This is a genomic window from Peptoniphilus faecalis (genome assembly GCF_012976305.1).
GTDB lineage: Bacteria > Bacillota > Clostridia > Tissierellales > Peptoniphilaceae > Peptoniphilus_A > Peptoniphilus_A faecalis.
On sequence record NZ_JABDSR010000004.1, the window covers coordinates 86,179 to 97,856 of the forward strand.

An 11,678-nucleotide genomic window follows, 5' to 3' on the forward strand; every position below is an offset into this window, starting at 1 on the left:
CAGTAAGGAGAAGTCATGGATATAAATACATTAAATGATAAACAAAGAGAAGCACTTTTAGCTACGGAAGGTCCTCTATTAATATTAGCAGGAGCGGGATCTGGAAAGACGAAAGTTGTAACTTCAAAAATTGCATATCTAATAGAAGAATTAAATGTTCCTTCATGGAAGATTTTGGCAATAACTTTCACTAATAAAGCAGCAAAAGAAATGCAAGATAGAGTTCGCAAGTTAATAGATAGAGACATCTCCTCAATGTGGATAGGTACTTTTCATTCAATTTGTGTGAGAATTTTAAGAAAAAACATTGAAAGAATTGGATATAATTCAAATTTTACTATTTATGATAGAGATGATCAAGTAACTGTTGTAAAGGAAGCTATTGCAGAACTTGATCTTGATAAAGATATGTATAAGCCAAGATCTATTGTAAATGATATTTCCAATATAAAAAGTGAAGCAATCTCACCAATTGAATACATTGAGTTAAACGATGATAATTTTTTCAAAAAAAATCTTGGAAAAATTTACGATCTATATGAAAAAAAACTTAAAAAAAACAATGCCTTGGACTTTGACGATTTATTAATAAAAACTGTGGATATTTTAAATACAGAAGATGATGTTAGAGATTTTTATAAAAAAAAGTTTGAATATATTTTTGTAGATGAGTATCAAGATACAAATAAAATTCAGTACAATCTTATAAGATTAATTGCAGGTAAAAATCCAAATTTAACAGTAGTTGGCGACAATGATCAATCCATTTATAAGTGGAGAGGGGCAGACATAAACAATATTTTAAACTTTCACAAAGACTTTCCTGGTGCAAAAATTGTAAAACTTGAGCAAAATTATCGCTCAACTCAAAAAATATTAGATGTTGCAAATAAAGTCATTGAAAACAATGCTACTAGAATAGAGAAAAATCTTTGGACTTCGAGAGATGAGGGTAAAGATGTAATTTATCGTGAATTTCCACATTCAAATGAAGAAGAATATGGTGTTGTAAATAAAATTATTTCACTTAATTACAAGGGCGAAGACTTTAAAGATATGGCGATTCTTTATAGGACTAATGCACAGTCAAGAGGATTTGAAGAAGCCCTTGTGAAAGAGAGAATACCCTATAAAATTGTGGGAGGACTAAAGTTTTACGATAGAATGGAAGTAAAGGACGTCCTTGCTTATCTTCGAATACTTAATAATACCAATGACAATGTAAGTCTTGCACGAATTATAAATAGACCAAAAAGGGGAATTGGAGACACATCTTTATCCGATTTGCTAGACTACGCAGATAATAACGCTCTTTCACTATATGATGTGGTTACAAATATTGACAAGTTTGAAGATCTTAATATTAGAGCAAGAAAAAACATCAAAGAATTCGGAAGCATTCTTAAAATTCTAAAGGATAGAGCGGAAAATCTTTCTATTGGAAAACTTTTTGAAGATGTTTTATATGAAAGTGGATATGCTCTTGATTTAAAGAACCAAAACACAATAGAAGCAAAGACTAGGCTTGAAAATATTGAAGAGCTTCACTCAAATATTATGGAATACGACAGAGAGGGAGTTGAACTTTCAGAGTATTTAAATGCTCTTTCACTTTTATCTGATGTGGATAAAACTTCTGAAGATAGAGGAGTGAATTTAATGACAATGCACGCTGCTAAAGGGCTTGAATTTGATACTGTGTTTTTAGTTGGACTTGAAGAAGGGCTCTTTCCAACTAGCAGATCTCTTGAAAGCGAAGAAGAAATTGAAGAAGAGAGAAGGCTTTGTTATGTAGGTGTAACTCGTGCTCGCAATAATTTATTTATTTCATCTTCAAGGACTCGTTCCATGTATGGAAAATTAACTCCTGCAAAGAGAAGTAGATTTATTGAAGAAATGGGCGACAAAATAGAAATCATCGAAGACAAGAGTAGGGAACTACTAGAAGTAAAAGATTACAATCAAGGTACTTCTATTACTAGACCTAAAAAATTCTTTGGTATTGAAAAGAAAGTTGAAACTACAAAAAAATCTGATGATAAAAATATAAATATTGGAGATAAAGTAAAGCACAAAATTTTTGGAAATGGAATGGTAGTTCAAAAGAAGGAAAAAAATGGTGATTATGAAGTTGTGATTTCCTTTGATAAAAAGGGCTTAAAGAGACTTATGCTCTCAGTTGCTCCTATAAAATTAATTGATTAGTTGGTGAAATATGATTGATAAAATAAAAGAAATGGATGATTTAATTTCGCAAATAGACAAATTAAACTATCATTATTACACATTGGATGATCCACTTCTTTCAGATGCTGAATACGATAAAATTTATGATAAACTTGTAAACCTTGAGAATGAAACGGGAACAGTTTTATCCTATTCTCCAACTACAAGGGTTGGCGGATCGATTTTAGATAAATTTGCCAAGCACACACATCTAGGAAGACTATACTCAATGGATAAAGCACAGGGAGATGATGCTCTTCTTACTTGGTACAATCGAATTGAAAAATTTGTAAAAGATTATAATTTAGTAAATATTAATAAACTTCCTGAACCAGAATTTATTGTAGAATTAAAATTTGATGGACTTACAATTAATCTAACTTATGAAAATAAAAATCTAGTAATGGCATCGACTAGAGGCAATGGAATTATAGGTGAAGAAATCTTGGAACAAGTGAAGACAATATATTCCGTTCCACTTCGCATAAATTATGCTGGTAAAATTGAAGTTCAAGGTGAAGGTTTGATGCCACTATCTGAACTTCAAAAGTATAACGAAAAATTTGATGATAAATTAAAAAATGCAAGAAATGCAGCAGCGGGTGCTCTTAGGAATTTAGATCCAAAAGTTACAAAAAAGAGAAATTTAACAGCTTTTTTCTACAATGTTGGCTACATTGAAGAAGAGTTGTTTAACTCAGATGAAGATATAAAAGAGTTTTTAAGAGAGAATAATTTTAAAGTTTCAAAATATAATTTTAAGGTAAAAAAATTTCAAGAAATAATAGATAAGATTCGTGAAATAGGAGATAATAGGGATAAGCTTGATATATTAATTGACGGAGTTACTATTAAAGTAAATGATATTGCAACGAGAAAAGCTCTTGGTTACACAAATAAATTTCCACGTTGGGCAATTGCCTATAAGTTTGAAGCAGAGGAAATATCGACAACACTATTAGATGTTGTCTGGAATGTGGGTAGGACTGCAAAGGTAACGCCATCTGCAATACTTGAGCCAGTGGATATCGGAGGAGTTACAGTTCAAAGGGCAACACTTAATAATTACGATGACATACTTAGAAAAAAAGTTAAAATAGGTTCAAGAGTTTTAATAAGGAGATCTAATGACGTAATTCCAGAAATACTTGGAACTTTACCTAGTGACAATGAAACTCGTGAAATTGAAAGACCAAAGACTTGCCCCTATTGCGGTTCACATTTGTATCAAGATGGAGTCCACATATTTTGCCCCAACACATTATCTTGCGTGCCTCAACTTGTGTCAAGGCTTACGCATTTTGCATCAAGAGATGCCATGGACATCGAGGGTTTTAGTGAAAAGACAATTGAAAAATTAATGAAGGCAGTGAATTTAAAAGAAATTCCTGATATTTACAAATTAAAGTATGATGACATAATAAAAATTGAGGGTTTTAAGGAAAAAAGGACAAAAAATCTTTTAAGGGCAATTGAGGATTCTAAGAGCCCACATCTTTCAAATTTTATTTATGCACTTGGAATTCCAAATGTTGGAATAAAAACTGCTAGAGATCTTGCAAAGCACTTTAAAGATTTTGATAAATTAAAAGACTCTAAGGAAGAAGAATTAATTTCAATTGGCGATATTGGAAGTATAACTGCTGAGGAAATTGTGGATTTTTTTAATGATGATAGAATAGTAAGGGCAGTGGATGAACTTTTTGAACTTGGAGTTTCTCCAAAGTTTGAAGATGAAGATGATGCTCCAAAACCACTTCTTGATAAGACAATTGTAATAACAGGTACATTGGGTTTGCCACGCAAGGAATTGGAAGAAAAACTAATTTCTTTTGGAGCTAAGGTAACGGGCTCTGTTAGCAAAAAAACAGATTATGTAATTGCTGGCGAAAATCCAGGGTCAAAATACGATAAGGCAAAGTACTTAAATATAAAAATTTTAAGTTTAGAAGAACTTGAAAAATTAGTAGGAGGGTTAAATGAATAAAGAAGATATAAGGCATATTGCAAATATTGCTCAAATTGATTTTTCTGACGAAGAGTTAGATAAATTTGCACCAACCTTTGATGAGAACATTGAACTTGTAAATAAAATTAAAAAAATCGACACAGAAGGTGTTGAAAAAGTTTTTCAAGTTAATGGTACAGAAAACAATATTCGTGAAGATAAAACTGGAGAGTCTCTTTCACAAGAAGAGGCACTTGAAAATGCCGCTACTACAAAATACGGTTATTTTAAGCTTATTAAATTTGTGGATTAGGAGGGACTCATGACTTTTAGTAATTTAAGAGCCTGGGAGATAGCCCAAGGATATAGAAATAAAGATTTTTCTTGTGAAGAAGTTACAAGAGAATTTTTAGATAATATTGATAAAAAAGACAAGAATATTAACGCATATATTACTGTTACAGAAGAAATGGCAATGAAAAAAGCAAGGGAAGTTGACGAAAAATTCCACAACAGAGAAGAAATGTCCCTTCTTGCAGGAGTGCCAATTTCAGTAAAAGATAATATTTCAGTAAAAAATGTCAAGATGACTTGTGCATCAAGGATGCTAGAAAATTATATTGCTCCTTACGATGCGACTTTAGTAAAAAAAATAAAAGATAATGATGGAGTAATTCTTGGCAAAGTAAATCTTGATGAATTTGCCATGGGTGCTTCAACAAAAACTTCCTATTTTGGAGTTACAAAAAACCCCCTTGACTTAACAAGAGTTTCCGGAGGTTCATCAGGTGGTTCTGCTGCATCAGTTAGTGCAAATATGGCTGTAATTTCCATTGGTTCAGATACAGGTGGATCAGTTAGACAACCTTCAAGTTTTTGTAAAACTGTAGGAATGAAACCAACTTATGGTTCTATTTCAAGATTTGGCATGGCGTCAATGGCAAATACTTTTGACCAACCAGGTGTAATTGCAAAGGATGTTAGAGATCTTACGATTATGTTTAACGTAATCGAAGGACGTGACGAAAGAGATGCAACTTCTGTTGGAAATCCAGGGCTTAAATTTGACTTTGACTTTTCTGATGCTGCGATAAAAAATTTAGAAGGTAAAAAGTTCGCAATTCCAAAGACTTATTTAGAAATGGATTTAAATAAAAGAGTAAGGGGAGAACTCGACAAAGCAATTGAAATTCTAAAAGAAAATGGTGCAATAGTTGAAGCTTATGACATCAACTCACTTAATTACACAATTGAAACTTATAATATTCTGGTAAATGGTGAAATTGCATCTAACCTCGCTCGTTTTGATTCTATTCGCTATGGCCACAGAACTGACAAAAAATTTGACACAGTCGAAGAAATGTATCGTGCATCAAGAAGTGAAGGTTTTGGAGAAGAAGTTAAGAGAAGAATAATGATTGGAACTCACATTCTTTCAATGGAAAATGCCGACGAATTTTATTACAAGGCATTAAAGGTTAGAGGACTTATAAAAAGAGATATGGATAGAATGTTTAAAGATTATGACTTTATGATTTGTCCAACATTCCCAGTTTTACCATTTAAAATTGACGACGAGATGAGTCCAATTGAAATGTACCAAGCAGATTTGTTTACAATCCCTGCAAATATGGTAGGCTCACCATCAATTTCACTTCCAATGCCAGCGGCAGAAGATGGACTTTCTGTTGGCATTGAATTTACTGCAAGGAGATTTAAAGATAAGGATTTGCTTCAAGCATCACTTGCTTTTGAAAGGAGTTTAAATAAATGAAATATAAAACAATTGTAGGTTTGGAAATTCACGTTGAACTTTCCACAGAAACAAAGGCTTTTTGTTCATGTAAGAACTCCTTTGGAGATGAACCGAATACAAATGTATGTCCAGTATGTTTAGCACTTCCAGGTGGTATGCCAGTTTTAAATAGAAATGTTGTAAATTATACAATAATGGCTGGAACTGCATTTAATTGTAAAATAAATAATAAATCAAAATTTGATAGAAAAAATTATTTTTATCCCGATTTAACTAAGGGTTTTCAAATAACGCAAAATGACAATCCAATTTGCACAGATGGTTATCTTGAAATCGAAACTGATGAAGGAAATAAAAAAATTGGCCTTTTTCAAATTCAAATGGAAGAAGACACTGCAAAAAGTCTTCACACAGAGGAAAATGAAACACTAATGGACTACAATAGATGTGGTGTTCCATTAATTGAAATTGTTACTAAACCTGATATTTCAAGTGGCAAAGAAGCTCGTATATTTCTTGAAAAATTAAAATCAACATTAAGGTTTTTAAATATTTCTGATTGTAAAATGGAAGAGGGTTCTCTTAGATGTGATGTCAATGTCAATGTCAAGGATATGGAAACAGGAAAAAAGACTGCTATAACTGAAGTAAAAAATCTTAACTCTTTTAGAGGAGTTGAAAAGGCAATTGACTTTGAAGTAGAAAGACATATTAAACTTCTTGAAAATCACGAAGATGAAATTAGAACTACAAGAAGATGGGACGATGCGAAAAACGAAACTGTTTTAATGAGAGTTAAATATACAGCTAGTGATTATAGATTTGCACCTGAAGGGGATCTTCCTATAGTTCATATCACTGATGAAGAGATAAAAGAAATTGTCGACAAAATGCCTGAACTTCCAGCACAAATGATTGAAAGATTTGTAAAGGATTACGGCATTACAAAAGAAGATGCAATAGTTCTTGCATCATCAAGAGAGCTTGCCAAGTTTTTTGAAGATATAGCAGCTGACTTTAAAGACTACACACTTCTTTCAAACTGGATTCAAACAGAAATTTTAAGAAGAGTAGAAATTTCTGATGATGTAGAATTTAAACTTCCCTTTGCTAATAAAGAATTTATTGAACTTTTAAATTCAATTAAAAATGAAAAAATTAGCAATAATGCCGGCAAAAAAGTTTTACGTGAAATGTTTGAGACAGGAGAGGGTGCAAAGGAAATTATTGAAAGGCTTGGTCTTGTTCAAATGACAGATGTATCTGCAATAGAAGAAATTGTAGATGAAGTTCTAAATGAAAACGAACAATCAATTATTGATTTCAAAGAAGGAAAGGACAGAGCTTTAGGATTTTTAGTTGGACAAGTAATGAAAAAATCAAGAGGTAAGGCAAATCCAAAAATCGCAAATGAAATGCTTGTAAAAAAATTAAAAGAAAGATAATTTAAGGTGTCGGAGATGACACCTTTTTTTATTTGCAATTTAAAACTAAATTAAAAATAAATATTTTACAAATTTATTAGAAGTATTGATATAATTAGGTCATCTAAAAGACAAATTTTTATTATTATAGACTTAACAAAGTTGTCATTAAATATTCACAAATTTTTACTATAATAAAGCGGGTGATTAAATGTTTAAGATTTTAGTTGTAGATGATGAAAAAAGCATAAGAGAAGTTATTAGAACTTATGCAGAATTTGAAGGTCATGAAGTCGTTGAAGCCTCAGATGGACTTGAAGCAATAGATAAAGTACGTGAAGAAAATTTTGATGTAATAGTAATGGATATTATGATGCCAAAGCTTGACGGGTTTTCTTCCTACAAAGAGATAAAAAAAATAAAGGACATTCCAGTTCTAATGCTTTCTGCCAGAGGTGAAGAATATGATAAACTATTTGGTTTTGAAATTGGAATTGACGATTATGTTACAAAACCTTTTTCTCCAAAGGAACTTATGGCTAGATTGAATGTAATTGTAAATAGAAATAATAAAATTGAAGAAAATAATACTATGGAGTTTGAGGGTTTAAAAATTGATTTAGATGGAAGAGTTGTTTTTGTTGACGATGAAATTGTTGATTTAACACCTAAAGAGTACGATCTTTTAGTTTACATGGTAAAAAATAAAAACATTGCTTTATCTAGGGACAAACTTTTAAATCAAGTTTGGGGCTACGATTTTTATGGAGAAGACAGGACAGTTGACACTCACATAAAAATGTTGAGAAATTCAATAAAAAAATACAGAAAGTTTATTATTACTGTAAGAGGAGTTGGATATAAATTTGATACAAGAAATTAAAGAGATAAGGAGAGTTAAAATCGACAAAAATAGCATTCTATTTAAGTTATGGAAATATTTTGTCTTTTTTGCTGGACTAATTTTAATTTCTATTTGGCTTTTTCAAACAGTTTTCTTGTCGAGCTTTTACGAAACAATGAAAATCCGTGAAGTTACAAAAGTTGGCAACGAACTTAGAAGCGACTACGATTCTAAGGACTTTGAAACTAAACTATCTAATTATGCAAATACAAAGGGATTAGAGATAAAAGTATTAGATGAAAATGGTGCTTGGGTTTACCCCTTGAGATTATTTGATGAATTTATAGAAAGACCTAGAATGATTTGGGAAAATTTCGATAAGTTTTTTGGATCCCTTAAAAGAGATAATAGGACTTATAAAATTTATACAGTTAGGTATGAAAATTTAAAGGATCCTTCAATTATTTATGCAGGTTATCTTGGAAATACAGATGGAGAAGATTATTATCTTTATATAAATTCCGTGTTAAAACCAGTTGATGCAACAGTTGATGTTATAAGAAGAATTTTAATTATTATATCTTTTTTGGCTCTTATTTTTGCGTCTATTACTGCATACTTTGTTTCAAAAAGACTTTCAGGACCTCTTGTAAGGATGTCAAATACGGCAAAGGAACTCGCTAAAGGTGATTACAAAGTTCAGTTTAGAAAGGGAGAATACACAGAAATCGATGATCTTTCTAATACTCTTAACTATGCAAAAGATGAATTAACTAAGACAATTGAAATGAGGAAGGATTTAGTGGCAAATGTAAGTCATGATTTAAAAACTCCCCTTACTGTTATAAAATCCTATGGCGAGATGATCAGGGATATCTCTGGTTCAAATGAAGCCTTAAGAAATAAACATTTAGAAACAATAATTAGTGAAGCGGATAATTTAACTGCTTTAGTAAATGATTTATTAGATTTATCAAAAATTGAATCCAATCTTGAAGAAATAAAAAAAGAAGAGTTTTGCCTTGAAGATTCAGTATACGAGGTTCTTGACAGATTTAAAGTTAACAAAAATTATTCTGATTATAAATTTGAAATTGATTCAAGTGGAGATACAAGGATTTTAGGCGATAGATCGAAGATAAATCAAGTTATCTATAATTTAATCAATAACGCAATAAATTATTCTCCAGTGAACAAGGATATAAAACTAGTGATTAAGGGCGACAAAAATAAAACTGAATTTCACTGCATTGATAAAGGAATTGGCATTAAAGAAGAAGATATCAATGGGATTTGGGACAGATTTTATAGAGTTAGAAATAATCACACTAGGCCAGAAATTGGAACAGGTCTTGGTCTATATATTGTAAAAACTATTATGGAACTTCACGGATACGAGTATGGCGTTCATTCAAAAATAAATGAAGGTTCAGACTTTTACTTTATTGGAAATAAGTAATTAGAAAATTTAATAAAATTTTGAAATCGGCTAGAAATAGTCGATTTTTTTGTGCCATTTTAATAAAAATAGTTATTTTTGTTCAATTTAAGTTTTTAGTTAGGAGGAAAAATAATGCCATTAGTCCCATATTAAAAAAAGAAATTAAAATACTAGAAAATAGCAAGCTTATGTAGTAAAATTAATCTAAGTGGAGCAAAGTGGATTAAAAAATAATATAAATGGAATAAAGTGGAGAATAAAATGCTAATAGGTGAATTCAGACACAATTTAGACCCAAAGGGCAGAATTACAATTCCATCAAAATTTAGAGATGACCTTTCTGTATTTGTAATGACAAAGGGTTTAGATAATTGCCTATTTTTATATCCAAAAGATCAATGGGAAAAGATTGAAAATAAATTAAAGGAGCTACCTATGACAAATAAAGCAGTCCGATCCTTTGTGAGAACATTTTTCTCCGGTGCAGTTGATTGTGTATTAGATAAACAGGGAAGAGTGCTCATTGCAGAAAATTTAAGAGATTATGCAAATTTAGAGGACAAGTGTGTAATCATAGGGCTTTCCAATCGTGCAGAAGTATGGTCTGAGGATAATTGGAATAAATACAACGAAGAGGAAGCACTTTCTTATGAAGAGCTTGCTGAAAAAATGTCGGAGTTGGGAATATAATGGATTTTTCGCATAAAAGTGTTCTTTTAAAGGAAACAATTAACGGACTAAATGTCAGAAGGAATAAAATTTATATTGATGGAACTCTTGGAGGAGCTGGCCACAGTTATGAAATTTTAAAAAAATTAGATGGTACTGGGCTTTTAATAGGAATTGACCAAGATGTAGAAGCACTAAAAGCAGCTAAAGTTAGACTTTCTGAATTTAAAAATGTTGAATTTTTTAATTTAAATTACATAGATTTTGAAAAAGCACTCGATGCACTTGGTATAAATAAAATTGATGGAGTTCTATTAGATATTGGAGTTTCTTCCTATCAATTTGACAATCCAGAAAGAGGGTTTTCATATAGATTTGATGCACCACTTGATATGAGAATGGATAAGAGTTTAGAAATATCTGCTAAAGATATTTTAAATACATATAGTGAAGATGAAATTACAAAAATTATAAAAGAATATGGTGAAGAGAAATGGGCTTCTCGAATTTCTAAGTTCATTGTAGATTATAGAAAAAACAGAAATATTGAAACTACTTTTGAACTTGTTGAAATAATAAAAAATGCAATTCCTGCATCTGCTAGAAGAAAGGGGCCTCATCCTGCAAAGAGAACTTTTCAAGCTCTTAGAATCGAGGTTAATAAGGAGTTAGATGTTCTTAAGAATTCAATTGACAGTTTTGTAAATAGATTAAATCCTGGCGGCAGAATTGCTATAATTACTTTTCATTCCCTTGAAGATAGAATTGTAAAAAACTCTTTTAAATATTTGGAAAAGGACTGCATATGTCCACCTAATTCTCCAATATGCACTTGTGATAAAAAAAGAGAAATTAAAATTATTACTAGAAAACCCATTACTGCAAGTGAAGAAGAATTAAAAGAAAACAATAGATCTCATTCAGCTAAATTGAGAATTGCCGAAAAATTAGAGGTGTAAAATGGCAAAAAAATCAACTAAAATCTCAAATAAAAGTTATAATAGATATAAAGATCAATTTTTAAATAATAAGCCTTTTATTTTCACTTTGGCAATTGTTACAATTATTTTTATTGCGATTTTAATTTTATACTCTCAAATTGCAGGTCTTGACAGAGAGATTTTAAAACAAAAAGCTGAAATAGATGAATTAAATAAAACTAAGATAACTCTTGTAGGTGAAATAAAAGCTGTAAAATCTTCTGCACAAATTGCTGAAGAAGCTATGTATAAACTTGGAATGGTTTATCCTTCTGAAGATCAAATAGTTTATATTGATTCAAAGGAAGAAAAAAATTTAGGAGATATTAATTACAATGTATTTTTGAGTCCTATCGTATCTGTTTTAAGGTCCTTTACAAGAGATTAGGA

General features: G+C 30.8%; 10 protein-coding genes. All 10 read left to right on the forward strand.

Annotated features, from left to right (window positions below; translation table 11 throughout):
* Positions 1-15: 15 nt before the first annotated feature.
* The 10 genes from HKO22_RS03770 to HKO22_RS03815 all read left to right on the forward strand — a co-directional run bounded on the left by HKO22_RS03770 (position 16) and on the right by HKO22_RS03815 (position 11,676).
* Entirely contained in the window at positions 16-2,205 is a 2,190-nt protein-coding gene (locus HKO22_RS03770) for an ATP-dependent helicase (RefSeq protein ID WP_169968658.1), read from the forward strand.
* A gap of 10 nt (positions 2,206-2,215) precedes the next feature.
* On the forward strand, positions 2,216-4,213 hold the full coding sequence (ligA, locus tag HKO22_RS03775) for an NAD-dependent DNA ligase LigA (protein WP_169968660.1): 1,998 nt from the start codon (positions 2,216-2,218) through the stop codon (positions 4,211-4,213).
* Positions 4,206-4,487, forward strand: coding sequence for an Asp-tRNA(Asn)/Glu-tRNA(Gln) amidotransferase subunit GatC (gene gatC / locus HKO22_RS03780; protein WP_169968662.1), 282 nt, complete (start codon positions 4,206-4,208; stop codon positions 4,485-4,487). The genes ligA and gatC overlap by 8 nt, the downstream gene beginning before the upstream one ends.
* 9 nt (positions 4,488-4,496) lie before the next feature.
* A complete protein-coding gene (gatA, locus tag HKO22_RS03785; RefSeq protein ID WP_169968664.1) occupies positions 4,497-5,948 on the forward strand; it encodes an Asp-tRNA(Asn)/Glu-tRNA(Gln) amidotransferase subunit GatA in 1,452 nt (483 codons plus the stop codon).
* Entirely contained in the window at positions 5,945-7,375 is a 1,431-nt protein-coding gene (gene gatB / locus HKO22_RS03790) for an Asp-tRNA(Asn)/Glu-tRNA(Gln) amidotransferase subunit GatB (RefSeq protein ID WP_169968666.1), read from the forward strand. Before gatA ends, gatB begins: the two co-directional genes overlap by 4 nt.
* 190 nt (positions 7,376-7,565) lie before the next feature.
* Positions 7,566-8,237, forward strand: a complete 672-nt coding sequence (locus tag HKO22_RS03795; RefSeq protein WP_075658571.1) for a response regulator transcription factor — start codon at positions 7,566-7,568, stop codon at positions 8,235-8,237.
* Positions 8,221-9,657: a sensor histidine kinase gene (locus HKO22_RS03800; RefSeq protein WP_075660346.1), complete on the forward strand. Its 1,437-nt coding sequence runs from the start codon at positions 8,221-8,223 to the stop codon at positions 9,655-9,657. The genes HKO22_RS03795 and HKO22_RS03800 overlap by 17 nt, the downstream gene beginning before the upstream one ends.
* 243 nt (positions 9,658-9,900) lie before the next feature.
* The gene (gene mraZ / locus HKO22_RS03805; protein ID WP_169968668.1) at positions 9,901-10,329 is read left to right on the forward strand and encodes a division/cell wall cluster transcriptional repressor MraZ; all 429 of its coding nucleotides are present in this window, start codon (positions 9,901-9,903) and stop codon (positions 10,327-10,329) included.
* Entirely contained in the window at positions 10,329-11,267 is a 939-nt protein-coding gene (gene rsmH / locus HKO22_RS03810; RefSeq protein ID WP_169968670.1) for a 16S rRNA (cytosine(1402)-N(4))-methyltransferase RsmH, read from the forward strand. Before mraZ ends, rsmH begins: the two co-directional genes overlap by 1 nt.
* A gap of 1 nt (position 11,268) precedes the next feature.
* Entirely contained in the window at positions 11,269-11,676 is a 408-nt protein-coding gene (locus HKO22_RS03815) for an FtsB family cell division protein (protein WP_075658577.1), read from the forward strand.
* Positions 11,677-11,678: the final 2 nt, after the last annotated feature.

What these genes read in the sequence shown, in the direction of transcription:
- HKO22_RS03770 (WP_169968658.1), top strand. Translation starts at nt 16, where the DNA reads ATGGATATAAATACATTAAATGATAAACAAAGAGAAGCACTTTTAGCT.
- ligA (WP_169968660.1), top strand. Translation starts at nt 2,216, where the DNA reads ATGATTGATAAAATAAAAGAAATGGATGATTTAATTTCGCAAATAGAC.
- gatC (WP_169968662.1), top strand. Translation starts at nt 4,206, where the DNA reads ATGAATAAAGAAGATATAAGGCATATTGCAAATATTGCTCAAATTGAT.
- gatA (WP_169968664.1), top strand. Translation starts at nt 4,497, where the DNA reads ATGACTTTTAGTAATTTAAGAGCCTGGGAGATAGCCCAAGGATATAGA.
- gatB (WP_169968666.1), top strand. Translation starts at nt 5,945, where the DNA reads ATGAAATATAAAACAATTGTAGGTTTGGAAATTCACGTTGAACTTTCC.
- HKO22_RS03795 (WP_075658571.1), top strand. Translation starts at nt 7,566, where the DNA reads ATGTTTAAGATTTTAGTTGTAGATGATGAAAAAAGCATAAGAGAAGTT.
- mraZ (WP_169968668.1), top strand. Translation starts at nt 9,901, where the DNA reads ATGCTAATAGGTGAATTCAGACACAATTTAGACCCAAAGGGCAGAATT.
- rsmH (WP_169968670.1), top strand. Translation starts at nt 10,329, where the DNA reads ATGGATTTTTCGCATAAAAGTGTTCTTTTAAAGGAAACAATTAACGGA.
- HKO22_RS03815 (WP_075658577.1), top strand. Translation starts at nt 11,269, where the DNA reads ATGGCAAAAAAATCAACTAAAATCTCAAATAAAAGTTATAATAGATAT.